This window comes from Marinobacter sp. PE14 (assembly GCF_053566155.1).
This window is the reverse complement of sequence record NZ_JBQXNY010000002.1, coordinates 657,739-682,814: the sequence shown is the minus strand read 5'-3', so window position 1 is coordinate 682,814 and position 25,076 is coordinate 657,739. Positions and strand designations below refer to the sequence as shown.

General features: G+C 59.5%; 22 protein-coding genes. 15 read left to right on the top strand and 7 right to left on the bottom strand.

Annotated elements, in window-relative coordinates:
- A complete protein-coding gene (locus ACWJ62_RS08940; protein WP_449285863.1) occupies window positions 1–894 on the bottom strand; it encodes an acyltransferase in 894 nt (297 codons plus the stop codon).
- Between the two features lie 225 nt (window positions 895–1,119).
- On the opposite strand from ACWJ62_RS08940, the gene ACWJ62_RS08935 reads away from it, so the two are divergent.
- Window positions 1,120–2,271, top strand: a complete 1,152-nt coding sequence (locus ACWJ62_RS08935; protein ID WP_449285862.1) for an alpha/beta fold hydrolase — start codon at window positions 1,120–1,122, stop codon at window positions 2,269–2,271.
- A gap of 153 nt (window positions 2,272–2,424) precedes the next feature.
- Here ACWJ62_RS08935 and ACWJ62_RS08930 read toward each other — a convergent pair whose 3' ends face one another.
- Window positions 2,425–3,096, bottom strand: coding sequence for a haloacid dehalogenase type II (locus tag ACWJ62_RS08930; RefSeq protein WP_449285861.1), 672 nt, complete (start codon window positions 3,094–3,096; stop codon window positions 2,425–2,427).
- 244 nt (window positions 3,097–3,340) lie between these two features.
- Here ACWJ62_RS08930 and ACWJ62_RS08925 point away from each other — a divergent pair, with 244 nt between their 5' ends.
- From ACWJ62_RS08925 to ACWJ62_RS08905, 5 genes are all read left to right on the top strand, one after another.
- Window positions 3,341–4,453: an alpha/beta hydrolase gene (locus ACWJ62_RS08925; RefSeq protein ID WP_449285860.1), complete on the top strand. Its 1,113-nt coding sequence runs from the start codon at window positions 3,341–3,343 to the stop codon at window positions 4,451–4,453.
- Between the two features lie 33 nt (window positions 4,454–4,486).
- The gene (locus ACWJ62_RS08920; protein ID WP_449285859.1) at window positions 4,487–5,398 is read left to right on the top strand and encodes a LysR family transcriptional regulator; all 912 of its coding nucleotides are present in this window, start codon (window positions 4,487–4,489) and stop codon (window positions 5,396–5,398) included.
- 243 nt (window positions 5,399–5,641) lie between these two features.
- Window positions 5,642–6,862, top strand: coding sequence for a Bcr/CflA family multidrug efflux MFS transporter (locus ACWJ62_RS08915; RefSeq protein WP_449285858.1), 1,221 nt, complete (start codon window positions 5,642–5,644; stop codon window positions 6,860–6,862).
- 70 nt (window positions 6,863–6,932) lie between these two features.
- Complete coding sequence (gene tpx / locus ACWJ62_RS08910) at window positions 6,933–7,430, top strand: thiol peroxidase (protein ID WP_449285857.1); 498 nt, start codon at window positions 6,933–6,935, stop codon at window positions 7,428–7,430.
- Window positions 7,431–7,706: 276 nt separating this feature from the next.
- A complete protein-coding gene (locus ACWJ62_RS08905; protein WP_449286168.1) occupies window positions 7,707–8,996 on the top strand; it encodes an MATE family efflux transporter in 1,290 nt (429 codons plus the stop codon).
- On the opposite strand, the gene ACWJ62_RS08900 is transcribed toward ACWJ62_RS08905, so the two are convergent.
- A complete protein-coding gene (locus ACWJ62_RS08900; RefSeq protein WP_008172718.1) occupies window positions 8,982–9,407 on the bottom strand; it encodes a thioesterase family protein in 426 nt (141 codons plus the stop codon). The two genes, ACWJ62_RS08905 and ACWJ62_RS08900, sit on opposite strands and share 15 nt — an antisense overlap.
- A 292-nt stretch (window positions 9,408–9,699) precedes the next feature.
- Here ACWJ62_RS08900 and ACWJ62_RS08895 point away from each other — a divergent pair, with 292 nt between their 5' ends.
- The 4 genes from ACWJ62_RS08895 to ACWJ62_RS08880 all read left to right on the top strand — a co-directional run bounded on the left by ACWJ62_RS08895 (window position 9,700) and on the right by ACWJ62_RS08880 (window position 14,466).
- Window positions 9,700–11,337 carry an MBL fold metallo-hydrolase gene (locus ACWJ62_RS08895; RefSeq protein ID WP_449285856.1) on the top strand — a complete coding sequence of 546 codons (1,638 nt, stop codon included), beginning with the start codon at window positions 9,700–9,702 and terminating at the stop codon, window positions 11,335–11,337.
- Window positions 11,338–11,528: 191 nt separating this feature from the next.
- Complete coding sequence (locus tag ACWJ62_RS08890) at window positions 11,529–12,914, top strand: succinylglutamate desuccinylase/aspartoacylase family protein (RefSeq protein ID WP_449285855.1); 1,386 nt, start codon at window positions 11,529–11,531, stop codon at window positions 12,912–12,914.
- A gap of 45 nt (window positions 12,915–12,959) precedes the next feature.
- Complete coding sequence (locus ACWJ62_RS08885) at window positions 12,960–13,928, top strand: DMT family transporter (RefSeq protein ID WP_449285854.1); 969 nt, start codon at window positions 12,960–12,962, stop codon at window positions 13,926–13,928.
- A complete protein-coding gene (locus tag ACWJ62_RS08880; protein ID WP_449285853.1) occupies window positions 13,921–14,466 on the top strand; it encodes a carbohydrate-binding protein in 546 nt (181 codons plus the stop codon). The genes ACWJ62_RS08885 and ACWJ62_RS08880 overlap by 8 nt, the downstream gene beginning before the upstream one ends.
- Here ACWJ62_RS08880 and ACWJ62_RS08875 read toward each other — a convergent pair.
- Window positions 14,460–15,665 carry a MalY/PatB family protein gene (locus ACWJ62_RS08875; protein WP_449285852.1) on the bottom strand — a complete coding sequence of 402 codons (1,206 nt, stop codon included), beginning with the start codon at window positions 15,663–15,665 and terminating at the stop codon, window positions 14,460–14,462. The two genes, ACWJ62_RS08880 and ACWJ62_RS08875, sit on opposite strands and share 7 nt — an antisense overlap.
- 211 nt (window positions 15,666–15,876) lie before the next feature.
- On the opposite strand from ACWJ62_RS08875, the gene ACWJ62_RS08870 reads away from it, so the two are divergent.
- Together ACWJ62_RS08870 and ACWJ62_RS08865 are read left to right on the top strand one after the other, a co-directional pair.
- Window positions 15,877–16,764 (top strand): AEC family transporter, encoded by an 888-nt coding sequence (locus ACWJ62_RS08870; RefSeq protein ID WP_014578727.1) that lies wholly within the window; start codon window positions 15,877–15,879, stop codon window positions 16,762–16,764.
- Between the two features lie 16 nt (window positions 16,765–16,780).
- Window positions 16,781–17,671 carry a prenyltransferase gene (locus ACWJ62_RS08865; RefSeq protein ID WP_219121048.1) on the top strand — a complete coding sequence of 297 codons (891 nt, stop codon included), beginning with the start codon at window positions 16,781–16,783 and terminating at the stop codon, window positions 17,669–17,671.
- Here ACWJ62_RS08865 and ACWJ62_RS08860 read toward each other — a convergent pair.
- Window positions 17,661–19,304, bottom strand: a complete 1,644-nt coding sequence (locus ACWJ62_RS08860) for a methyl-accepting chemotaxis protein (RefSeq protein ID WP_449286167.1) — start codon at window positions 19,302–19,304, stop codon at window positions 17,661–17,663. The two genes, ACWJ62_RS08865 and ACWJ62_RS08860, sit on opposite strands and share 11 nt — an antisense overlap.
- A gap of 222 nt (window positions 19,305–19,526) precedes the next feature.
- Here ACWJ62_RS08860 and ACWJ62_RS08855 point away from each other — a divergent pair, with 222 nt between their 5' ends.
- Together ACWJ62_RS08855 and tsaA are read left to right on the top strand one after the other, a co-directional pair.
- Window positions 19,527–22,034 carry an acyl-CoA dehydrogenase gene (locus ACWJ62_RS08855; RefSeq protein ID WP_449285851.1) on the top strand — a complete coding sequence of 836 codons (2,508 nt, stop codon included), beginning with the start codon at window positions 19,527–19,529 and terminating at the stop codon, window positions 22,032–22,034.
- Between the two features lie 64 nt (window positions 22,035–22,098).
- On the top strand, window positions 22,099–22,539 hold the full coding sequence (tsaA, locus tag ACWJ62_RS08850; RefSeq protein WP_449285850.1) for a tRNA (N6-threonylcarbamoyladenosine(37)-N6)-methyltransferase TrmO: 441 nt from the start codon (window positions 22,099–22,101) through the stop codon (window positions 22,537–22,539).
- Here the strand turns inward: tsaA and ACWJ62_RS08845 are convergent.
- On the bottom strand, window positions 22,505–23,461 hold the full coding sequence (locus ACWJ62_RS08845; protein WP_449285849.1) for a LysR substrate-binding domain-containing protein: 957 nt from the start codon (window positions 23,459–23,461) through the stop codon (window positions 22,505–22,507). The two genes, tsaA and ACWJ62_RS08845, sit on opposite strands and share 35 nt — an antisense overlap.
- A 226-nt stretch (window positions 23,462–23,687) precedes the next feature.
- Here ACWJ62_RS08845 and ACWJ62_RS08840 point away from each other — a divergent pair, with 226 nt between their 5' ends.
- Window positions 23,688–24,638 carry a DMT family transporter gene (locus ACWJ62_RS08840; protein ID WP_449285848.1) on the top strand — a complete coding sequence of 317 codons (951 nt, stop codon included), beginning with the start codon at window positions 23,688–23,690 and terminating at the stop codon, window positions 24,636–24,638.
- On the opposite strand, the gene ACWJ62_RS08835 is transcribed toward ACWJ62_RS08840, so the two are convergent.
- Window positions 24,595–25,050 carry a hypothetical protein gene (locus ACWJ62_RS08835; protein ID WP_449285847.1) on the bottom strand — a complete coding sequence of 152 codons (456 nt, stop codon included), beginning with the start codon at window positions 25,048–25,050 and terminating at the stop codon, window positions 24,595–24,597. The two genes, ACWJ62_RS08840 and ACWJ62_RS08835, sit on opposite strands and share 44 nt — an antisense overlap.
- Between the last annotated feature and the right edge of the window lie 26 nt (window positions 25,051–25,076).

The window sequence follows — 25,076 nt, the reverse complement described above, 5'->3', positions numbered from 1 at the left end:
TTATCGGGCCAGCATTTGCTCCAACCGCTCGTCCTTGGCCTGCCACTGATCCCCCAACCAGTTTTTCACGTTCCGGCGGTGCTCGGCATCCGTTGAATAGTCCCGGCCTTTCAGATGGTCCGGGATATCAACGGTGTGGATTTCCATTTTGACTTCCTTTACCCGGCCACAGATAAAGTCCCAGAACGTGGGCGCCCCGTCCGGATAGGCGATAGTCACGTCCACCAGGGTCTGGATCGAGTCGCCCATGGCGTCGAGTACAAAGGCCGCACCGCCAGCCTTGGGTGTCAGCAGGTGCTTGTAGTGCGATTTCTGTTTATCGTGTTTGGCCTGGGTAAACCGGGTACCTTCAACGAAGTTCATCACACTGACCGGGGTATGGCGGAACTGCTCGCAGGCCCGACGCGTTGCCCGCAAATCTTCACCGCGTTTCTCCGGGTGTTTGATCAGGTACTCCCTCGTGTAACGCTTCATGAAGGGGAAATCGAGGCCCCACCATGCCAGGCCTATGACGGGCACCCATATCAGTTGCTGCTTAAGAAAAAACTTCAGGAACGGCGCCCGGTGATTGAAGACCCGCTGCATGGCGAAGATATCCACCCAGCTCTGGTGATTGGCCAGCACCAGGTACCAGCTTTCCCGCTTGAGGTTCTCGGCACCTTTCACCTCCCATTTTGTGCCATGGGTAAGCTTCATCCAGCCAGTGTTGCAGGCGACCCAGGCCTCGGCTATCCAGATGATGACTCGGGTGCAGAGTACCCGGAAGCCCTTGATCGGGATGATGAGTTTCAGGATGGCCGGTATGTAGAGCAGTATGCACCAGAACAGGGTGTTGATTCCCAGCAGGATGGAGTTGAGTACACCGATCACGGGGGCAGGGAGAAAGCTGAGCATGGCGGTCCTGTTTTTCTGGTTGTTCTTTCCAAATGGGACTTAATGATAACAACCACAGGCCTCGTTGGGCAGTGGCCTGAAGTGACCGGTTTGCCCACCGGTTTGGACACTTCTGCCATGGCCCCGAAGGGTGCATTTGCCCTATTCTTGCCCCAGCCTGCGGGTTCAGGCTTTAGCACGTTGTGTTCGTCATCATTCTGAATCATTGTCTTTTTGGATAGTCCCATGGCCAATCTCTTCAAATCAGCCGCTGATCGCGCAGCGGGCGTTACCCGCCAGACAGCGTTGTACGCAGGCAACGCCTTTGACCGGGTATTCCGGGCCGCCAGCCTGGTTCAGGCCGGGCAGACTCCTTTTGAAACCCTGCATACCGACGGTCTGGTCAGTCTGCGTTACTACCCGCCACTGGCCGAGGATTTTATCGAGCTGGACGGGGAGACCATCGCGGTTGAGCGAAAAGCGCACAGGACACCGATTGTGATCGTGCCACCGCTGGCGGTGAATATGCTGATCTATGATCTGTTTCCCCAGCGCAGTCTGGTGCGGTTTCTGCGGGCCAAGGGGTTCGAGGTCTATCTGATCGACTGGGGCACGCCAACCCGGGAGCACAGCCACTATAACTTGCATACCTATGTGGCCGAGTTGTTGCCGGCCTATCTGAACCGGGTGCGGGAACACAGCGGTGAGCAGGAGCTATCGCTGCATGGCTGGAGCATGGGCGGCATGTTCACGCTGTTCTATTCTGCTCTCAGCAACGATCAGCACGTTCGCAACGCCATCGTGCTGGGCTCGCCGATCGACAGTCACGCGTCAGGGATTCTGGGGCTTGTGAATCAGCGCATGGCAGACGTGGCCGGATTTGTCCGGGAACGGACCGGCTTTCGGCTTCACGATGTCAAACCACACTGGTTTCATACCCCGGGCTGGGCCAATACCATCGGTTTCAAGCTGACCAATCCGATTGCCAGCGTGATGAGTTACTGGGAGCTGATCATCCGGCTGGGTGACCGGGAGTTTGTCACCAGCCACGCCACCACGTCGGCGTTTCTTGACCGTATGGTGGCTTATCCCGGCGGGATCATTCAGGACACGGTGGTTCGGGTCTGGATCGACAACCAGTTGTCCAAGGGGGAAATACAGATCGGCGAAGACGTTGCGAGGCTGGACAATGTGAGTGCCAACTTACTGGCCATCGCTGGCGGCGACGATACGCTCGTGACGCCGGGTGCGGCGAAGCGGGTGATGGATCATGTGAACTCTTCGGACAAGACCTTCCGGGTTGTGCCGGGTGGTCATATGGGCATTCTTGCCGGGAGCAAAGCTCCGCGTCAGAGTTGGTTGGAGTTGGCGGATTGGCTGGCTGTTCGGTCAGACTGAGTCCTCTGCCTCGGATGCTTTGGAGATTGCCGGCAGGTGTTGGGGTAGGCTTTCCAAAACACGCTACGAGCACATCCATGTGCGCTTGTTTCGGGCCGTCCTTGGCCCTCTACAGTTTTGGAAAGCCTACCCCAACACCCGCCTCCTCTTACTTCAGAGGTTTTTCAGTGTTGCCTCTAGTTCTGAAAGACTGTTGATCACCGCTGATGGCTTAATCCCCCAGTCTTCAAATACCTTGTTCGGATCCCTCTGTACCCAGATTGCGAGTAATCCTGCAGCTCGGGCGCCGATAACATCCCAGGCATTACTGGACACAAGACACAGGGGTTTTTCCCAGGCACCAGTGGCTCGCCGGGCATAGGTATATACAGCCGGGTCGGGTTTGAAGGTTTTGATGTCGTCCACCGAAACAAGTCCCTCAAACTGGTCCAACAGGTCGTTGTGCCCCAACACCTTCTCTAACGCCGGGTAGCTTCCATTGGAAAACGCAAACAGCGGATACTGCCCTTTCAATGTTTTCAATGCCGTCAACGCATCATCGAACGCGGGCAACGATAAGTAAGCTGCCATCAGGGCGTTTTCGCGCTCTTCGGACAGGGTCAGTTTGTGGGTGGCCATGGCGTAGCGCAGAGCTTGCCGGGTACAGACACCGAAGTCTTCGTAGACTTTCATCAGGCCCTTTCGGAAGGAAAACTCCAGCTGCTTCTCCCGCCACAGAGCTGCAACGGATTCTGCCCTGTCGCCGGCATCCTCCGACAGAAGGCGGGACATGCCCATGGGGTCAACCAGGGTTCCGTAGACATCGAAAGCGAGAGTCATGCTCATCGTTGGGGCTCCTCATCCGGAAGGCGGTTCGGGATCGTATACTGAAATCACAGTATCGGAATTTGAACGATCACTCAACGCAGTCAGCAATGACGACAGTAAAAACGAAAGGAGCGAATCTCACTCGCCGGTTATGACTATTCTCAGGAATTTGCTCGTTTTACTCGTGCTGGCGACCACGGCCGCCTGCGCCACCAGCACTGAACTCTACAGCCCCGGGCCATCAACGTTGGGCGCCAAACCTGTGACTGATTTCGACCGCTATGTGGAATCTGTCCGGGCCTATGTCGATACCAACCTGGTTCCGGTGGAAGGGTTTGAGCGGGAACAGCAGGTTCTTTGGAACCTGCCGTACCAGATAGCACCGGCGGCAAATTGCAGCTCCGGGCAACGAACCGGTCTACTGCTCGTTCATGGTTTGAGCGATTCACCCTTTGTTTTCCGGGATCTGGCCAGACATCTGGCGGATCAGTGCGTGGAAGTCCGGACTCTGTTGCTGCAGGGACACGGCACCCGTCCCGGCGATATGGTGACGGCCAGCGCCGACGTCTGGCGTGATCAGGTACGCCATCACTTCGTCGCCTTGTCGCAGGATGTGGACCGGGCGTTTATTGGCGGCTTTTCACTGGGCGGCGCCCTGGCCACGGATTACGCTCTTTCGGAGACGGGGCCAAGACCGGCGGGCCTGATTGCGGTCGCGCCCGCCTGGCAGCTCAATGGTCTTCGGGATTACCTCTGGCTGGCGCCCATTGCCGACGTCTTTGGTGATTTCGTGGAAAAAGAACCCGAGCTTAATCCGGTGAAGTACGAGTCGTTTTCCTTCAACGCGGGCAGCCAGATCGGCGATGTCATCTCTTCCGCGCAGAGCCGGATGAAGCAACATGAAAGCCTTGAGATACCTTTGTTTCTGGCGGCAACCGAGGCCGACTCGGTGATCAATCTCGAGTATCTGGTCACGCAGTTCCGGGAGCGGTTTACCAATCCCGGAAACGCCATGGTGATTTTTCGGGACATCCGTGAATCCTGGCCGGACGCACAGGCCGATCAGCGCATCCGTTTCCTGAACAGCTATCTGCCTGACGCCAATATCCTGGAGTTCTCTCACCAGTCTCTGCTGATTGCGCCGGAGAACGAACTCTATGGCCTCGGCGCGCCGCTGCAGCGTTGCCTGGAACCGAACAACATTTCCCTTGAGGGGTGCCGGCAATTGCCGGAGCAAGATCTCTGGTTCAGCGCCTGGCACGACACTGAACGACCGGTATTTACCAGCCGGCTGACCTACAACCCCTGGTTCGATAATCTGGCTCGGGCCATCGCGTCCTTTATCCGGTCAAACGAGTCGATAAAGACGCCGTAGCACCGCGGGAGTCCTCGGGTTACACTGCCATTCATGAACCCGATTGATACATTCAACCTGGATTTCCGGGCCCTGAGTACTTTTCTGGCGGTGCTTGACGAAGGCAGCGTGTCCCGTGCTGCGATACGTCTGGGTGTTACCCAGTCGGCGGTGAGCCACACGTTGGAGCGCCTGCGCCAGGCTTTGGGTGACCCCCTGTTCGTGAAGTCCGGGCGCGGCATTGTGCCAACCCGCTACGCACTGCAGGCGGGGCCGCATATTCGCCAGATTCTGGATGACCTGCAGTCCTTGTCATCAGGCCCGCCGTTCAGCCCCGCCACGGCCGAATTCACCTTCACGATTGCTGCCAATGACTACCAGCGGGACCTGCTTTTGCCCGGCCTGGTGCGTACCTTGCGGCAGGAGGCTCCAGGCATCAGTCTCCAGGTGATTCCGTCCGGCATTCCTCGGGCAGACCTGTTGCGAAAGGATGTCTGTGATCTGGTGATTTCTCCGCACGCGCCGGAGGCGACCGACATTATGCAGCGGGGCCTGATGGCCGATCGTATGGTGGTGTTCTATGACCCCGAGTACCGGAAACCACCAGCGGATCTGCCGGAATACCTGAAGGCGGATCATATCGCCCTGCTGTTTGCCACTGGCGAGAAGCCAACGGTGGAAACCGCCATGGATACCCGTGGCCTGGTTCGCCGCAATGTGGTGACGGTTTCCAACTTTTCGGGCCTGCCGGAATTCCTGCGGGGCACGGATATGCTGGCCACGGCGCCAGAAGGCATGAGCAAACACTTACTCCGCGATTTCGCCTGGGTTCCCCTGCCCTTTGATTTCAAACCCTTTACCCTGCTGATGTTGTGGCACCGCCGCAACCAGAACGATCCTGCCCACAAGTGGCTGCGGAACCAGGTGAATGCCGTTGCTGCTACGCTCAACGGTCTGAAAAGTTAATCAATTAGTTTTGCTCATAGGTTGTATGAGCTTTGCTGGCGTTATCTTCTTACCCCCTCTCACCTAGACTGCCATTACTCGGCGGTCGGCCAGGTTGGGAAAGGCTTTCCAAAACACGCTACGAGCACATCCATGTGCGCTTGTTTCGGGCCATCCTTGGCCCTCTACAGTTTTGGAAAGCCTTTCCCAACCTGACCTGTCGTTACTCTTTCGGTAACTCTCTGAAAACGCATTAGGAAACACATGCTGACTTTGACCAGTGTCTGGACAACGGTACTTCTCGCCGCCGCTGTGGCCCTTGGGCCGCTGGCGACTGATATGTATCTGCCGGCACTGCCACAGATAGGTTCTGACTTTGGCACCGGCACCGATCAGGTTCAGCTGACACTGAGTCTGTACATGGTGGGCTTTGCCATTGCACAGCTTATTTGCGGTCCGTTAGCGGACCGTTTTGGTCGCAAGCCGATCATGATTGGTGGTTTCGTGCTTTTCGCCATTGCCAGTATTGGCTGTGCCCTGGCGACGAACATCGAAACGCTGATTCTGTGCCGTTTCCTGCAAGCGCTTGGCGGTTCTGCCGGCCCGGTTCTGGGTCGGGCGGCGATTCGGGATATCTATACGCCCCGCGAAGCCGCCAAGATTCTCGCCATCCTGGCCAGTATCATGGCCCTGGCGCCGGCGGTTGCACCGACCATTGGCGGGATACTGACGGCCAACCTCGGCTGGTCATCGGTGTTCCTCGCATTGGGTGGCTACGCCCTGGTAATGGCTGTGGTAGTCGCGTTTGGCATTCCAGAGCCCATGCGTCCGGAGCATCGCCAATCGCTGAAGCTCTGCAGCCTGCTGCGGAACTATCGGATCATCGCGAAGGACATCAGCTTCGTGGGCTACACCCTGACCAATGCCCTGATCTTCTCCGGCCTGTTCGCCTTCCTGTCGGGCTCTTCGTTCGTGCTTATCGACTTCCTCGGCGTGCCAACAGAACAGTTCGGCCTCTACTTCGCCTGCATGGTGGCCGGCTACATTATCGGTAACCTGACCGCCGTTAGCCTCGGGCGTCGCCTGCTGCCGGACCAGATCCTGGTTCGTGGCCTGATCATCGCCGTCGGCGGCGGCAGTCTGATGGCCGTGCTGGCACTGAGTGAGGTGTTCAACGTCTGGGCGGTCATTCTGCCCCAAGCCCTGTTCATGATCGGTACTGGCATGGTGCTGCCTCAGACCATGGCGGGCGCTCTGGCTAACTTTCCCACCATGGCCGGCTCCGCCTCAGCGCTGTTCGGCTTCACTCAGATGGGCGTCGCCGCCGTCGCCGGCGTGCTGGTCGGCCACCTGCACGATGGCACCTCCCTGGTTATGGCTTTGATCATCGCCGCCTGCGCAGCACTTGCGATGGCCTGTTATCTGGTACTGGTTCAGCGTTATCCTGCGAAAGGTTTCGAACCCCAAAGTGCGACCGGCAATTAAGGCAAAATCATCCAAAATGGTCTACACAGAGTACGTAAGACTCTAAACCCGACACCGAGGAGTAAATACCATGAGCAGCGTTAACCTGGACGGCAACCCCATTGATGTGAGCGGTAAATTCCTCGAGGCAGGCGACAACGCGCCCCCCTTTACCCTGACCAACAGCGGCCTGGAAGAAGTCAAACTCGATAGCTGGGCCGGCAAGCGCAAGATCCTGAACATCATCCCGAGCATTGACACCGGCGTCTGCGCCGCCTCCACCCGGAAGTTCAACGAAAAGGCCGGCAGCCTGGACAACACCGTGGTCCTCGTGGTCTCCGCCGACCTGCCTTTCGCGGCTGCCCGATTCTGCGGTGCGGAAGGTCTGAAAAACGTCGAAACCCTGTCAACCTTCCGGAACTACAGCTTCCAGCAGGACTACGGCGTCGCCATGCAGGACGGCCCCCTGGCCGGTCTCTGCGCCCGGGCAGTGGTTGTGCTGGATGAAGACAACAAGGTTCTGCACAGCCAACTGGTTGATGAGATCAAGGATGAGCCGGATTACGATGCGGCGCTGAAGGTGCTGTAACGCTTCTTATCGTCCTGAGCGCCGGACATATCTCCGGTTTTCGGGGCAGTTGGATGGGGGCGGGCTTCTGAAACCGTGCGGAGCCATGGATGGCGGAGCCGAGCGTACAGGGATGTATTCACAGCGTGTTTCAGAAGCCCGCCCCCAGCCGACTGCATGCTCCAAAACCAGAACCTGTTAGAATCCCCGCCCAAAGCCCGAACCCCAATCGAAGGCCCCATTCACCCCGTGCAGACCAACACTGACAACCGATCACTGGCCCGCCGGCTCTACAGCATGACCTGGCCCATGCTCTTCGGGGTACTGTCCCTGATGACCTTTCAGCTGGCCGACAGTGCTTTTGTGGGTCAGCTGGGTCGGGATCCGCTGGCGGCCCTGGGTTTCACACTGCCGATGCAGCAACTGATCATCGGCCTTCAGGTGGGACTGGGTATCGCCACCACGGCGATCGTTTCCCGCACACTGGGAGCCGGCGATGAAACTCGGGCTTACCGGCTGGGCGGGCTGATCATTACCGTTGGCGGCAGCCTCGTTTTCGTCATTTGCGTGACTCTCTGGTTTCTCCAGGGGCCCATCATGACCGCGCTTGGCGCGGAAGACTCACTTCTACCCCTGATCCGCCAGTACTGGATTCCCTGGCTGATGGCTGCCTGGACCGGCGCGTTCCTGTACTTCGGCTACAGCGTGTGCCGCTCCCACGGCGATACCAAATTGCCTGGGTACATGATGGTGGCCACAAGTCTGACCAACATCGCCCTGGATCCACTCTACATTTTTGTTTTCGGCTGGGGACTGCCCGGCGCCGCCTGGGCAACCATCACGTCGTTCGGAATCGGCTGTCTGGTGATCTACCCGAAACTTCTGAAACGCCAATGGATCCGGTTCGATTTGCGGGAGCTTGCTCTCTGGAAGGCCCTTAAACAGCTGAACGGCATCATGGCCCCGGCCATGGTCAGCCAGCTTATGCCGGCTGTCTCGGCCATGCTGGCGACAGCTTTGGTGGCCGGATTTGGCTCCGCCGCCGTCGCCGCCTGGGGTCTGGGCACTCGCCTGGAATTTTTCTCCATTGTGGTGGTGCTCGCCCTGACCATGTCGATGCCGCCGATGATTGGCCGAATGCTGGGTGCCGGCGATATCGAGCAGATCCGTAAACTGGTGCGCCTTGCGGTCCGGTTTGTGGTGGTCTGGCAACTGGCCATTGGCCTGACCTGGGTGGTCGCTTCCGGGTTGGTGTCGGAACTGTTCTCCAGCGACAGTGATGTTCAAGAGGTTCTCGCCGGTTATCTGGTGCGGGTACCTCTGAGTTACAGCGGTCTGGGCGTGTGCATGCTGATGGTGTCGGTGTGCAATGCCCTTGGCATGGCGATGCGGGCCCTGCTGGTATCCACCCTGCGCCTGTTCCTGTGTTTCCTGCCCCTGCTCTGGATCGGTAGCCAGATCAACGGAGTCTACGGGCTTATGAGCGGCGCACTGGTGGGCAATCTGTTTGCAGGCGCCATGGCTTACAGCTTTTACCGTGCCGGCATGACGCGCCTTAAGGCCAAGATATCCTCAGGCAAAGCGTGAGCGGAAACTCTCGGGCACCGGCACCACTTCCTTGCGGTGGTAGTTGAAGAAGACGAAGCCGTACTTCGCCAGTGCCACTGGCTGGCCGCTCTCGGCCTTGGTGACTCGGAACACGAAATCCCCGCCATACTTGTTGAAGTCCATCAGGCCCACTTCAAAGCGCAGCATTTCCGGGAAGAAGGACTCCGACTGGTACATGGTGGCCAGATCGGTGACGATAATGCCGGTGCCGTCCTTGCTGGCTTCCTGGATGCCATAGCTGACCAGGAACTGGGCCCGGGCCTCGGAGAGCATGGAGATGAGGGCGTCGTTGCCGAGGTGGTTGGCGCCATTGATGTCGGTGATTCTGACGGGCATCCTGGTTTCGAAGCAGAAGACGTCATCCGGGAAGGAGAGTTTGATTCGGGCCACGGGGGTTCCTGTTTTCACTGGGTATCTTGGGGCGAATCATACGCTGTTCGACTTTAGTGTTCATCTCGGGACGTTTTGTGTCAGATCGGTTATCTTGCCTTTTACCCTTGGCGCCTTTGGATTCGGTGTAGCGACGGCGGGGAAAGGCCTTCCAAAACACGCTCCTAGCGGCACGTCCATGTGACGCTTGACTGTCGCCATCCATGGCGACAGACAGTTTTGGAAGGCCTTTCCCCGCCATCGTTCGTACTTTGTAGGCGCACTCTATTATAAAAACTGCGATCGGAGTTTTATGGATATTCGCCCTGCTGCCACATTGGTTCTGGTTCGTGATACGACCGAAGGCCTTGAAGTCTTGCTGCTGCAACGTACCTGGGACGCCGTGTTTATGCCCGGCTATTTTGTGTTCCCTGGCGGACGGGTCGAGGAGAACGAGACTCACGGCCAGGACCATATTATCGGGACCGTAGACGCCGAGATCAGTCAGACCATGAGTGTCGACGAGGGCGGCGCAGACTATATGTTGGCGGCGGTTCGGGAGTGTTTTGAGGAATCCGGGGTTCTGGTTGCGGTGGATAAGCAGGGCAGCCCGATAGCCGGGGATCATCCAGCTCATGCGGATCGGAAATCAGTGTTCGACGGCGATCTGTCTCTGGCCAGTCTGTGTAAAAAGCACGGCCTGGCGATTCCGTTGGACCGGCTGGCCTATCTCGGCCACTGGATCACGCCGCCGGGGCCGCCACGGCGTTTCGATACACGGTTTTTCGTGACGCCCGCCCCGGAAGGTCAGTTGGCCAGTCATGACGGGGTGGAAACGATTGATCATGCCTGGATCCGTCCGGAGCAGGCCCTTGAGGATCATCGCAATGGTCAGTGTTTGCTGGGGTTGCCGACGATCCGGACGCTGCGGGTACTCAGTGATTTCGACACCGCTGAGGCGCTGATGCGCTACGCCCATGCCAATCCGCCGGAGCCCTATCCAAGTAAGCCCTGGCCGGCGATGAAAAAGGGCAAGCCGGTGACGCTGGAACCGGGTGCGCCGGCCTACGATGAGGCGGCCAAGCTGGATCCGGAAGGTGAAGGTTCCACCCGGGCGGAGATTATTCCGGGTGAGGCGGTAGAGGTTGCCGCCAGGGTCGTCCGGCTGACGGCACCCAACCCGGGCATGATGACCGGGCCGGGCACCAACACCTACATCCTGGGCCATGAACGATTTACGGTGATTGATCCCGGTCCCGCCAACGAGACTCAAATCGAGCGGATTCTGGAGGTGACCGGTGGCGTGATTGATCAGGTTCTGGTGACCCACACGCACCAGGACCATTCGCCGGCCGTTGCTGCCCTGAAAGAGCGCACCGGTTGCCGGGTATTCGGTTGGCCGGCACCCCCGGGTGCCGGCCAGGACCAGACGTTCCGGGCCGACGACGAGCCGGAGCACGGTGATCTGATTGTAACCGAAGCCGGGGTTCTGAAGGTGCTGCATACCCCGGGCCATGCGTCGAACCACCTGTGTTTTCTGCTGGTCGACCAGAACCTTCTGTTTTCCGGTGACCACATCATGCAGGGCTCGACCGTGGTGATTAATCCGCCGGACGGCGACATGAAGGCCTACATCGAGTCGCTGTACGACCTGCTAGCGGAATCAACCCGCTACATTGCCCCGGCCCATGGGTTCCTGATGGGCCATCCGGAGGCGGTGATCGATTTCCTGATCACCCACCGCCTGTCCCGGGAGCACAAGGTGGCCCGTGCGCTGGAAGCCCTCACTCCGGTGGACCTGAAAGCCCTTACCGCCAAAGCCTATGACGATGTTCCGGCGGCCATCCATGGCCTCGCGGCACGGTCCGCCCTGGCGCATTTGCTAAAACTGGAGGCCGAGCACAGGGCGTTCCGGGAGAACGAGCTCTGGCATGCCATACACGAGAGCTAACGCGGTCGTAACGAAAGCACACCGGATTTCGCAAAACACCCATACTGTTCATCACGTTTCAGGCGTATAAAAGGATCCGTTATCACTTGCCCGGATTTCATGAAAGTGGCATTAAACCTTTGTCACAGCGGTATTCATGACCGACAGAGGCACTCTATCCTTGAGCGCACACTGACGAACCGTGAGGAATTATGCTGTTTGAGCGGCTTAAAAAACCGTCCCCCCGGATCCTGCTGATCGGCCTGGTGATACCCTGGCTGTCGGCACCGCTTTTGGCCGAAACCGATTCGGCAAAGGCCAGCAAAAAATCCGAAGTGCTGGTTGCCGAACTGGCCGAGGACGAGAGCGTCGAGGACGTTGAGCAGTCGGCTCCCTTGCAGACCAAAGGGCAGGAACAAAAATCCCGGAAACCGGAAGCCCCACAGGGCGGTGCCGGTGTCGATACGCCCTCAGCAGCATCACGGAAAGTGGCGCCGAATATCGATCTGAAACAGGTGGCGCCACCACCGGAGGCTCAGGCCTCAGCGCCGGATGACACGGACGCGGATGCCGCCGAATCCGAGGTCATGGCAACCGAAGCGGTGGCCGAACCCGAGCCGCAACCCGAAATTCGCGAGGGCAAGGTATTCACCCTGCTCGACAACGATGTCATGCCGGGCACGTCTACCCGCCTGGCCTGGACGCCAGGCATCCAGATTGCTGGCCTGTCCCAGACCACGCCGGTACTGGTGGTTAACGGTATCAACGCCGGCCCAACCCTGTGCCTCACCGGCGCAGTCCACGGGGACGAGCTGAACGGCATCGAAATCATCCGCCAGACCATGTACGACCTGAACCCGGAGAAACTGTCAGGCACGGTGGTGGGCGTGCCGATTGTGAACCTGCCTGGATTCCAGCAAGGCAGCCGCTATTTGCCCGATCGTCGGGATCTCAACCGGCATTTCCCGGGCAGCCCCAACGGCAGCCTGGCGGACCGGATTGCCCACTCACTATTCGAGAACGTGATTCGCAAGTGCGACATGCTGGTCGACATCCATACCGGCTCACTGAAGCGGACCAATCTGCCACAGCTTCGCGCCGACATGAACAATCCGGATGTGGCGGAATTTACCCGCGGCTTTGACCGCATGGCGGTGGTGCACAGCTCGGGTTCTGCCGGCATGTTGCGCACGGCCGCGGTGGAAGCCGGCATTCGCACCGTTACGCTGGAAGCGGGCGAGTCCCACCGTATCCAGCAACACCAGATCAGCGCCGGCGTTAACAGCCTCACCAGCCTGATGGAGCGCCAGGGCATGATCTCCCGAATGTTCGTGTGGGGCGATCCGGAACCCGTCTACTACGATTCCGACTGGATCCGGGCCGATCACGGCGGGATCCTGTTCAGCGAAATTGAGTTGGGGGCCAATGTATCGGAAGGTGAGATTCTCGGTTACGTCTCCGACCCGATCACCAACGCCCAGCACCCCATCCGGTCCACCAGTGATGGCCGTGTGATCGGTATGGCCGTGGACCAGGTCGTGATGGCCGGTTTCGCCGCCTACCACATTGGTACGGAGGCAGAAGTTCCCGGAGAGTAGTATGCTAGGCTTTTTTCGGGCATCACCAACCCCAGAGGAGCCTTTGTGTCTTCCGAGAACGCCGGAGTTTTTTCACGTATTCCCGGCCTGGCCTACATCGGGCTGGTTCTCACCCCGCTATTCTGGGCCGGCAACGCCGTGGTGGCCCGGGGTACGGTCGAGAACATCCCACCGTTATCCATGTCCTTCTGGCGGTGGGTGATCGCACTGGCTATCCTGCTGCCCTTCGGGCTTCCCGGTATCTGGCGCCACCGCCAGATTATTCGCCAGCGCTTCGGTTCCATGCTGGCGCTGGCGACCTTCAGCGTGGGAGCGTTCAATACCCTGCTGTATCTGGCGGCCACCACAACCACCGCGACCAACATTGCCCTGATCAATGCCACCATTCCTATTTTCGTAGCTCTGCTTGCCTGGATCCTCCTCGGCGACCGGACCCGGCCGATTCAGGCGTTGGGTATCGCGCTGGCGATTACCGGCATCGTTACCGTAATCGCGCGCGGCGACCTCTCGGTGTTGACCAATCTCCGGGCCCAACCGGGCGATCTGATCATGGTGGCGGCAGTATTCAGCTGGGGCCTGTTCTCGGTACTACTGAGACGACAGGCCGTGCCTCTGCCTGCGCTGACCTTTTTGACCACGCAGATTCTTCTGGGCACGCTGGTTGTGCTGCCGTTCTACCTGACAGATCTGATTTTCTTCTCCGGAGGCTTCGAGCTGTCAAAAAGCACCGCCATGCCATTACTGTACTTCGCGATCTTCCCGGGGATCCTGGCCTATGGATTCTGGAACCACGGTGTGCATAAAATTGGCCCGGCCAGGGCGGCCATCTTTATGTATCTGACGCCTGTCTTTGCCTCGATTCTGGCAGGCATTTTCCTGGCAGAATCACTCGGGCTGTTTCATGTTTTCGGCGGTGCACTGATCCTTGCCGGGCTGGTGCTGGCCACACAAACCCGAAAACGCACCCACTATCCATCCCCAGAGCAATTAGCAAAAGGAGACACCCATGATTGAACGTATCCCAGGAAACTCTCGCAGCTTCTTTTGCCTGGTTCTGGTCCTGTTAACCGCTGGCCTGTCTGCGCCGGCTGCCGCAGATCCCTGCGACCCGGACGCGGCCACGTGGAACCCCGATCATTATTACCCCGAAGACGCCGTGGTTTTCCACAAAGGGCATTGGTACGAATCCAGAGAGATGCACAAAGGACTGGAGCCGGGTATCACGTTTGACTGGATCAAGCTCGACTCAGTGCCCGACTGCAGCAACCTGCCCGAGAGCGGAAAAAGGGCCGATGCAAACGACAAACCGAATGACGGAAAGCCGGGATTCAATCCGACCGACGAGAAATCCCATCGGGGCGAAACAGCGTCAGGGATGTGTGTAAGGCCGGAACAATGGCTGTTTTCGAAAAGCTACGAGGAGGGTGACCTGGCCAGCCACGGTGGGCAGATCTGGGAAGCCACCGGGCCAACTCGGGGAGACATGCCAGACATGGACGAACCCCCTCACTGGAAACTGGTTGAAGAGCACTGTGCCCTTCAAAATCAGTGATCTGACGAGTCCCTGTTCAGGGCCGCTTCAATGCGGCCGATGACCTCCTCAAGGACCGACCTCGGGCAGCCGATATTCAGGCGCATAAACCCACTGCCCGGGTCTCCGAAGGAGAGTCCGGGATTCATGCCCACACCGGCCTTTCGAACAAAAAAGCGTTTCAGATCCGCATCGTCCAGCCCAAGCTCGCGGCAATCCAGCCACATAAGATACGTGCCCTCCGGAGCAGACACCCGAATGCCGGACAGGCGCTGGCCAACCGCGTCCACCACATAGTCACGGTTTGCCTGCAGATAGGCCATCAGATCGTCCAGCCAGGGACCGCCATGGCGATAACCGGCCTCAAACCCGGCAATACTGAACGGATTACACTGGGGCAGATGCATCGATTCGAACACGGCCTTCATGGCCTTTCGCCGGTCCGCATCGGGAATCACCAGCGCCGACAGTCCCAGCCCGGGCATATTGAAACTCTTGCTGGGAGCGACCGCCATGACCAGTGCATCGTCAGGGCCGGCCAGGTTGGCCAGCATCGTGTGGCGGGGTCTATCCGTGAATGTCAGGTCGCAATGAATCTCGTCGGAGACCACCACCAGCCGGTGCCGGCGGGCGATATCCAGTACCGCCGTCAGCTCTTCCTCCGACCATACGCGACCCACCGGGTTGTGGGGCGAACACAGCAGCAGGATCCGGGCATCGGGACGCGCTGCACACTGTTCAAGATGATCCAGATCCATGCGGTAATGTCCCGGGTCCCCGGTGTCCCGGTCTTCCGGTACCAGCGGATTCTCGATAACCAGCCGACCACTGTGCCGGACCGAACTGAAGAACGGCGGATACACCGGCGGCTGAATGATCACACCCTCGCCAGGCCCGGCGTAGGCCATACACGCGGCGTTGATCGATGGCACCACGCCCGGCGCCATCAGTATCCATTCGCGCTGGATCTCCCAGCCGTGACGGCTGGCAAACCAGTCAATCATCGACTGATAAAGACTGTCCGGAAACAGGGTGTAACCGTAAACCGGGTGTGCCGCCCGCTTGGCCAATGCACGGGTGACCGCCTCCGGTGCCGCAAAGTCCATGTCGGCCACCCACACCGGAACTACATCCTCAGTGCCAAAAACGGCCTGGCGGGCGTCGAACTTCACGGAACAGGTGCTCTCACGGGAAACCGGGGCATCGAAAGGGCTGGACACAAGGACTCTCCAGAGCAGATAGCAATATTGGAAACCGGTATTGTGGTGGGCCCGACCAGGCACCGCAAGCGCCTGCACGAACACAACCATTGTGTTCGTCTCCGGCTTTGGTCGAACATCGTCGATTAACACTTGCCCAGATGGGCCGATACTTGCGAACCTAACGGTTTATCCAACAAAAACTTCCAAACACTCTCCCGGAGCCTGTTCAATGATTGGCCAGATTCTGTCCACCATGTTGCCGGTGTTCCTGATCGCCGGATGCGGCGCCCTCTATGGTCGTTATCGGACGCCCGATATTCAGGGGCTGAACGTTCTCAACATGGAGCTGTTTGTGCCCATGCTGGTCTTTGCCGTTCTTGCTGACCAGCAGGCTCCGCTGCAGGAGTATGCCCGGCTGGCACTGGCGGCCACCGTGGTCGTGCTCGGATCAGGTATTGTTCTCTACCCGCTGGCCAGGGTTCTGAAGCTGAACCTGAAAACCTTCCTGCCGCCGATGATGTTCAACAATTCCGGCAACATGGGGATTCCGCTCCTGGTACTGGCGTTCGGTGATGAAGCCCTGCCTGCTGCGATCGTGCTGTTTATCGTGGAAATGCTGCTGCACTTTTCGGTGGGGCTTTACATGCTCGACCCCCATACGTCGATCATCAAACGGCTCAAGCTACCGATCGTTTTTGCCAGTATTGCCGGGCTCTCGGTCAATCTCGGCGGCGTGCCCCTGCCGGAATGGCTGCTGGAAACCCTGAACATGCTGGGGGGTGTCTGCATCCCGCTGATGCTCTTTGCCCTCGGCGTGCGCATGCTTGATATTGATTTCAGTGACTGGAAGCTGGGCATGCTGGGCGCCGTCGCCTGCCCCGCCAGCGGCCTGATACTGGCCTGGCCGATGATTGCGGTGCTGGATCTTCCGGGCATGCAGATAGCCGCGCTGTGGGTATTTGCGGCCCTGCCACCGGCTGTACTCAACTACATGGTGGCGGAACAGTATCGTCAGGAGCCACACAAGGTCGCGTCGCTGGTATTATTGAGCAACCTGGGCAGTCTCATCGTTATGCCGGTTGTGCTCGGGCTGGTGTTTGCCGCCGGCTACGTTTGATCAGAGGAAGGACCCGATGTCTGAAACCGTTGCGGTGGTGCGCGCCTCCCGCCCGAACTTTCTGATACTCGCACCACTGTGTGCCGGTCTCGGTGTGGCCCTGGCCTGGCAGCAGGGCGCATCGCCGGCCCTGATTGACACCTTGCTGGTTCTGATTGGCGCCCTCCTGGCCCATGCCGCCGTTAACCTGCTCAATGAATACGAAGATTTCATCTCCGGACTGGACCTGATCACCCGGCGCACGCCTTTCTCCGGCGGCAGTGGCGCTCTGCCGGAGGTTCCGTCCGCCGCCCGGCAGGTCCTGTTGGCCGCATCCGGTACGCTGGCACTGGTTGTGGCCATTGGCCTCTACTTTCTGTGGCTCCGGGGCCTGCCCATGCTGGTGCTGGGTGCCGCAGGCGTGGTGCTGGTACTTACCTACACCCGCTGGATTACCCGTTCGCCACTGATCTGCCTGCTTGCTCCCGGGCTGGGATTCGGCCCCGTGATGATCCTGGGCAGCCTGATCGCCCTGGGGGCACGGCTCGATGCTGCGGCCGTTGCGGCCTCTGCCATCAGTCTGCTGTTGGTAAGCGAGTTACTGCTGATCAATCAGATTCCGGATGCCGATGCAGACCGGAAAGTCGGCCGGCGGCATCTGGTCATTACCATGGGCCAGCCGGCCGCTGCCCGCCTGGCAGGCCTGCTTTTACTTGGCAGCTACGGCCTACTCGGCTCGGCAATCTGGGTCGGCTGGTTGCCGACCTGGACGGCCATCGCCCTTGCGCCATTGCCGGCAGCGATCTGGGTTAGCACCAGGCTGCGGGGCGCCCTGAGCAATCCCGCACAGCTGAACACCCTTCTGGGCATCAACGTCGCGGTGCTGTTAGCCACCCTCGCGTTGTTGATCTGCGGGCTCAGCCTTTAAACCGGAAGACGCTGACCCGCGAACGCAGCTGCCCGGCAAGCACCGCCAGATCCCGGCTGGCCCCGGCCACCTGCTCGGAACCGGCTGACGTTTCCACCGTGGCGTCGTGGATGCGGCTGATGTTGCGGTTGACCTCTTCCGCAACGGAACTCTGCTCTTCCGAGGCGCTGGCAATCTGGGCGTTCATGTCGTTGATGGCGCCGACTTCATTGCGGATTCTGGCGAGGGCAGCTTCCGCCTCGCTGGTCTTGTCGACCGTGTTACGTGCCAATTCACGACTGCTTTCCATCACGTTGGTCGCCTCGCCGGCACCGGTCTGCAGGTTGCCGATCATTTCCTGGATCTCCCGGGTGGAATCCTGGGTCCGCGACGCCAGGGAACGCACCTCGTCCGCCACCACCGCGAAACCCCGACCGTGAGTACCCGCGCGGGCGGCTTCAATGGCAGCATTCAGTGCCAGCAGGTTGGTCTGTTCGGCGATGGCATTGATCACTTCTATGATCTTCTCGATGTTGGCGCTGTCCTCAGACACCCGCTGCACGGTCCGGGTTGCCTTTTCCAGGGTTTCCGCCAGCTCGCCGATGGAGGCCGCGGTTTCCTGGACCACGCGATTCCCGCTTTCAACCTCGGTATCGGCCTTCTGGGTAGCGGTGGCCGCGCTGGCCGCGAAACCGGCCACTTCGTTTACCGTGGCCGCCATCTGGTTCACGGCTGTGGCCATCTGTTCCGCTTCGCTGGCCTGCAGACGGATCTGACGGCTGTTGTTGTCGGAGGTCGCTTCCAGTTCAGAAGACGAGCTGGACAGTTCCTCCGCCGCTGAGCGGACCTCCCGGATAATGCCGCCCAGTCGCTCCACGGTATCCTGCAACGCGCCCATCACGCTGTCCGGGTAGCGGGTTTGAATATCCTGGTCCAGCTCTCCGTCAGCCAGCTGGCGAATCGCCTGGGCAACATCCTCCGGTTCACCGCCAAGAATCTTCTTCAACCTGCGGATGATTACCAATGCCACAAGTGCACCCAGAACGACCGCAAGACCTGTTACCGACAGGTTCAGGGCATTAAACGTGCTCGCCGCCTCACGCACTTCATCAACACCGGTGGTCACCACGTCTTCCTGGTAGTCGATAAAGGCGTTGACCCGTTTGAGCCACTCCGAATAGGCGCCGGAGACATCGCTGAGAAGAAATGCCCTGGCCTGATCGATGTTGCCGGCCAGTCGCAGCTCGAGCAGTTCATCGGTTAACGTGAGGGCCCTGAGTTCAATGTCTTTTATCGCCGCCAGCAGTTGCTTTTCCCGGCTGGTAGCACCTTCCTCCCGGAACATTTCATCCATGGGGCCAGCAGAATCGCGGTAAAACGCCTTCAACCGTTCGATGTCAGCGAGGTGTGTTTGCAGGTCCCGCTCGTTCTCCACCAGCACCGCATCCCGGATGGCTATCGCCCGATCGTGGACACTGCCGCGAAAGTTGATCGCGTACCGCTGTTTCACGGCAGCGCCGTCACCCACATCGGTCAGGGTCCTGTCGATGAAACCGACCCGCTGGTTGCCAATCAGACTGACCGCAATTACCAGGGACAGAATCAGTCCAAAACCAAGGGCTAGGCGTTTCGCAACGGTAAACTGACCAAGCATCATTAGGCTCCGGGCACATTTTTATTGAATGAGCCTATGACTTCTTTAAAAATGGCAAACTGGATCAATCAATAGAGCCTTCACCCCCGTTTTTTAACAATCCTTTTCATTACTGCAATCAATCTTTACATCTCACGCCCCGAGCCCTTGCAACTGCCTGAACTTTAACCGATGGTTAAAGTAGCTTCTGAGCAATTGCATTCACGATACGGAGGTCTCCCCATGAGTGTTCTTCTCCTGCTGATCAGTGCCCTGGTGCTGATCTATCTGGGTATCGGCGGCACTACAGCCGCTGCCGTCATGTCTCTTGCGACCGTTGTGGGCCTGTTCCAGGATGAATGGCATCTGATCAGCATTCTCTGCGGCGGTGTGCTGCTGGCCCTGGCGTTGATTCTGGTTATCCCTGGCGACTTGCGTCTCGACAAGCTCAGCCGCCCGCTGCTCGGCTGGGTACGCAGCCGACTGCCCAAACTCTCGGACACCGAAGCCGAGGCCCTGAAGTCCGGGTCGGTCGATTGGGACGGTGAGCTCTTTTCCGGCAAGCCCAAGTGGAACAAGCTGCTGGACGCCAAGCCGGCACACCTCACCAGCGAGGAACAGGCCTTCCTGGATGGCCCGGTGGAAAAGCTCTGCGCCATGCTCGACGACTGGAAGATCACCCACGAGCAGTACGACCTGCCGGACAAGGTCTGGAAGTTTATCCGTGAGAACGGCTTTTTCGGCCTGGTGATTCCCAAAGAAGACGGCGGCCTGGGGTTCTCCAACACCGCCCACTCAGAAATCGTGATGAAGATTTCCACCCGGAGCGTATCGGCTGCCGTTACCGTGATGGTGCCCAACTCCCTCGGCCCGGGCGAGTTGCTGATGCACTACGGCACCGATGAGCAGAAACAGCATTATCTGCCTAGACTGGCCGGCGGCGACGAGATTCCCTGTTTCGCCCTCACCTCCCCGGTGGCCGGCTCCGACGCCGGCGCCATTCCGGATAAGGGCATCGTCTGCAAGGGCAAATGGAACGGCAAGGAAGTGTTGGGCCTGAAAGTCACCTGGAACAAGCGCTACATCACCCTTGCCCCGGTGGCGACACTGATCGGCCTGGCCATCAAGGTCTATGATCCGGACAAGCTGCTGGGCGATTCGGATGAGATCGGCGTGACCTGTGTACTGGTGCCGAAGGACACCGACGGCGTCAACGCCGGTGCCCGCCACCTGCCCATGAACACCGTATTCATGAATGGTCCCACCTGGGGCAACGACGTGTTCATTCCCATGGAACAGGTCATCGGCGGCCAGGACATGCTCGGCAAGGGCTGGACCATGCTGCTGGAATGCCTGTCCATCGGCCGCTCCATTTCCCTTCCCGCCCTAGGCACCGGTGCCGGCAAGGTCGCCAGCCTGGCCACTGGCTCCTACGCCTACACCCGGGAACAGTTCGGCCGGACGATCAGTCAGTTTGAAGGCGTGCAGGAAGCCCTGGAGCCCATCGCAGGCTACACCTACATGATGGACGCTGCCCGGCTGCTGACCTCTGGCATGCTGGACCGTGGCGTGCGGCCCTCCGTACCGTCCGCCGTGCTGAAATACCGCAATACCGACCTGATGCGGGAAGTTATCAACCATGCCATGGACGTGGTGGCAGGCCGGGGCGTCATCACCGGTCCGCGCAACTTCCTGGCCCGGGCCTACCAGGCGGTGCCCATCGGGATCACCGTGGAAGGCGCCAATATTCTTACCCGGAGCCTGATGATCTTCGGCCAGGGCTCCATCCGCTGCCATCCGTTCATTGTTGAGGAAATCGAAGCAGCGGGCATGGAAGATGAGGACAAGGCCGCGAAGAAATTCGACGGTATCTTCTACCGGCATCTGGCCCATACCACCCGCAATGCCTTGCGGGCTTGTCTGTTGGGACTGACCAAAGGATGGGCCGAATCGGTGCCACGGCAAGGCAACATCAAGTCCAGCTATCGGCAGCTGGCGCGGTTCTCAGCAGCTTTCGCCCTCATGACCGATGTCACCCTGCTAACGGTCGGTGGCGGCCTCAAGGCCCGTCAGCGGCTTTCCGGCCGTATGGCTGACTGCCTGGTGCAGCTGTACTACGCCACCGCTGTCATCAAGCAATGGCATGAGGAAGGCTATCCGGACGATCAGCGGCCGCTGGTGGAATGGTGCCTGAAGACCTGCCTGCGGGACCTCCAGGGCTCCATGCGCGAAGCCATCATCAACTTCCCGGTGCCGGCCCTGCGCTGGCCCCTGCGCCTGCTGGTGTTCCCGCTCGGTGCCACCGGCCTGAACGGCCCGGACGACAAGCTGGGCGCACAGGTCGCGGAATCCATCGTCAAGGACACCCCGGTACGCCAGCGCATCAGTCGCGGTGCCTACACCACCATGGACCCGGAAGATCCGCTCGGGCGGGTGCTCAATGCTTACAAGCTGGCCAACGAGACCGCGGACATGCGCAGCCGGCTGCATGACGCCATGCGTAACCGCGATGAAGACGAACTGGGCGGCATTGACCTGTTGATGGGGCATCAGCGCAAGGAACTGGTTGACTGGGCCTGTGCCCAGGGCGTGGTCAAGGCAGACGAGTGCGACAAACTGCTGGAAGCCCTGGAAGCGCTCTACGATGTGATCCGCGTGGATGCGTTTGATGCCGATGGCCTGAAAGCACTCTCACGCTGTGCCAAGGGCAAGCGCAAGGTGGTCGAACGCCCACCCAGAGAAGAGAAGTGACGAGCAATAAAGTGTGGTTCAGTCGATGAGCGACCCTGGCGATTTGCGTCCGAATGAGGAGGCCGTGGAACTTGAACCGGCCTCCGATGCAACACTGCGATTCATCGGCACCATTCATACCCCCTGGCGCGATCGCAAGGACTGCCCGCGCCAGGGCCGCCTTGACGGCCCGGAGTGCCAGCTGGTTCTGAACCCTGTCTGGCACAACGCGCTGGCGGGGCTCGAAGACTACGACACCATTGAGGTGCTTTACTGGCTCGACCAGAGCCGCCGGGACCTGATTCGGCAAAGCCCCAGAAGCGACGGCCAGACCTTCGGCACCTTCGCCCTGCGCTCCCCGGTGCGACCCAACCCGATTGGCACGTCCATGGTCAAACTGGTTCGCGTAGAACAGGGAACGCTGACTGTGCGCGGCCTGGACTGTCTGGACGGAACGCCACTGCTGGACATCAAGCCAGACCGCTGCGCCTTCAGCCCGAAGGCACCGCCAAAAGCCGACTCCTGATGGCCTCATCCACCAGCCAGCGTCGCAGGGTCTGGATGCCACGCTCCTGCCGTCGACTGGTCTTCCAGGCAAAATAAAAGGTGTCACCGGTTGCCACCGAATGGGCCGGAAGGCGCACAAAATCCTCCGAATCCCGCCGGGTACTCAGCATGTAATCGTTGGTCAGGGCCACCCCCTGATGAAACCTCGCTGCCTCCAGCGCCAACAGCATATGGCTGAAGTGCTGCACCCGAACGCCACCGGGCAGTCGCTCACCCACTGCGTCATACCAGGCTTGCCAGTCCCCGGTGGCACGGTCAAAAATACTGTGGGTCGATAGCAACGGAAAGCACGCCAGCTCCTCAGGCGACAAAGGCGGCTCATCCCGCACCTCCAACTGATCATCCCGACCAAGTTCCCGCCGCATCCGCTTCCAGTAATCCTGACTGCAGACCGGAAACAACCGCTCCTCATACAGCTTGTCATAACTGAAAGCCGGGGCATCCGTGCGGATAGTGATAAAGCAATCCGCCACCCGATCCGACAACACCGGGTTCCCACTGCTCATTTCAAGCGCCAGATCCAGCTGGGGATGCTGTCGCTGCAGGTAAGGCAGCCGCGGCACCAGCCAGCGCACCGCAAACGAGCTGAACACCGACAACCGCAGCCGGGCCTCCTCATGCCCCAACAACTGCTCACTGGCCCGCTCAATCTGCAACAGCGCTGAACTGACCGCATCCAGGTACTGCCGACCCTCATCCGTCAGCGACAGTGTCCGCCCGCTACGCCAGAACAACTGCTCGCCCAGGTAGGTCTCCAGCTGCTTGATCTGATGGCTGACGGCGCTCTGGCTCACCGCCAGCTCATCGGCAGCGAGGGAAAAGCTGTTGAGACGGGCAACGGCTTCGAATACAGGCAGTGCTTTTAGAGGTGGGAGTTTCATTATCTAATTTTCTAATGGGTTCTGAATAATGATCATTTTATCGGATATTAAAACGCAAATAGACTCCCACTGCGAATCACGGGAGCGCGTTGAGTTGCCTGCTTCCGAAAATGCTCGGAGCCAGGGAAGGCGGAGAGCAAGCGTACACGGACGTACTTGCAGCGGTTTTCGGAAGCAGGCAACTCAACGCGCTCTTCCACTAAGTCAGAAGTCAGGGGGAAATAAAATGTCAGGAAAAACCGTAAACAGCGCCATCCTGCTGCTCGTGATCGGCAACGCCATGGCATTGATCTCTGACGTGTTCATCAAACTCCTCGAACCTGGCGCCCCAGTGTTCCAGTTTGCCTTCCTGCGCTGCCTGATCACCCTGGCCCTCCTGCTGCCAATGGCAGGGCAACTGGACCGGAAAAACCTGTTCGCCGGCCTGAAAATCCACACCTTCCGGGCCCACATCCACCTGGCCGGCCTGCTGTGCATGGTGATCGCGCTGGCCAACCTGCCGCTGGCGACCGCCAACGCCGTGTTCTACGCCGCGCCCATCCTGGTGATGGTGCTCTCGGTGTTCCTGTTCCGGGAAAAGCTCACTCCACTGAGTGTCAGCGCTGTGTTCAGCGGCTTTGCCGGTATTGTGCTCATCCTGCGGCCGGTGGAATTCAACTGGGCGGCCGTGGCGGCGCTTGGCTCTGCCTTTGCCCTGGCCATCAACGCCGTGCTGGTCCGGAAACTGCCGAAACAGCAGAGCACCGTTCACAAACTGTTCCTGAATTACCTGCTGATTCTGCCCGCGGCTGGTGCGCTGGCCTGGTGGGAAGGCGCCCAATGGGATTCTGGCATCCTGATCGGTGCCATAGGCTCGGCGCTGTTTATTCTCGGTTACAACATCACCGTACTGCTGGCCTATCGGCAGGTGGATGCCAACCAGGTCACCAGTGCCGAATACACGGGCCTTATCTGGGCCGTGGGGATTGGCTGGATCTGTTTCGGTGAAGTGCCCGACCTGTGGTTCCTGGCCGGCAGCCTGATGATTGTGGTGCCGCTGCTGCTGATTGGTCTGCAGCACCGGCGCAAGGAACCTGCAAGGGGGTTCAACCCGGCTCCGGGGCAACAGGGACGCCGGAACCAGGAGGAATCATTCAGTGCCGGGAAGATTCAATTAGCACGTGAGTGTCGTGAATAATCCGACCGATACGGGCCTCCGGCGGCAATCCGTCACCATAGCCCAGTTTGATGCGGTAATGGCCCGAATGGTGACCGTGCCAGTCGCGCCGACGATCGTATCTGTCGCGATAGCCATCCCGCTTGTGTTTCTTGCCCCATCCGCGCTTGTCACCGTGGTATCTGTGGCGATCGTGGTACTTTCGGTCCCATTTATGCTGCTTGTAGTGCCGTGGTTTTTGGTGGCGCCGATTGTGACGGTCGTCTCGGTAGTGGGCCTGCAGGAACTTTTTCTGGTGGCCTGGAGGTAGCGCACTCCCCCGCTCATGGTGCGGTTGCCAGCCATGACCGCGGCGGTCATCGTCACCGGCCATCACCGGAGCCGATGCCATCAGGAATGCCGTTACCAGGCTTCCGATCAACAGTCGCTTCATGATGATTCTCCCGTTCTGCTCAGAGA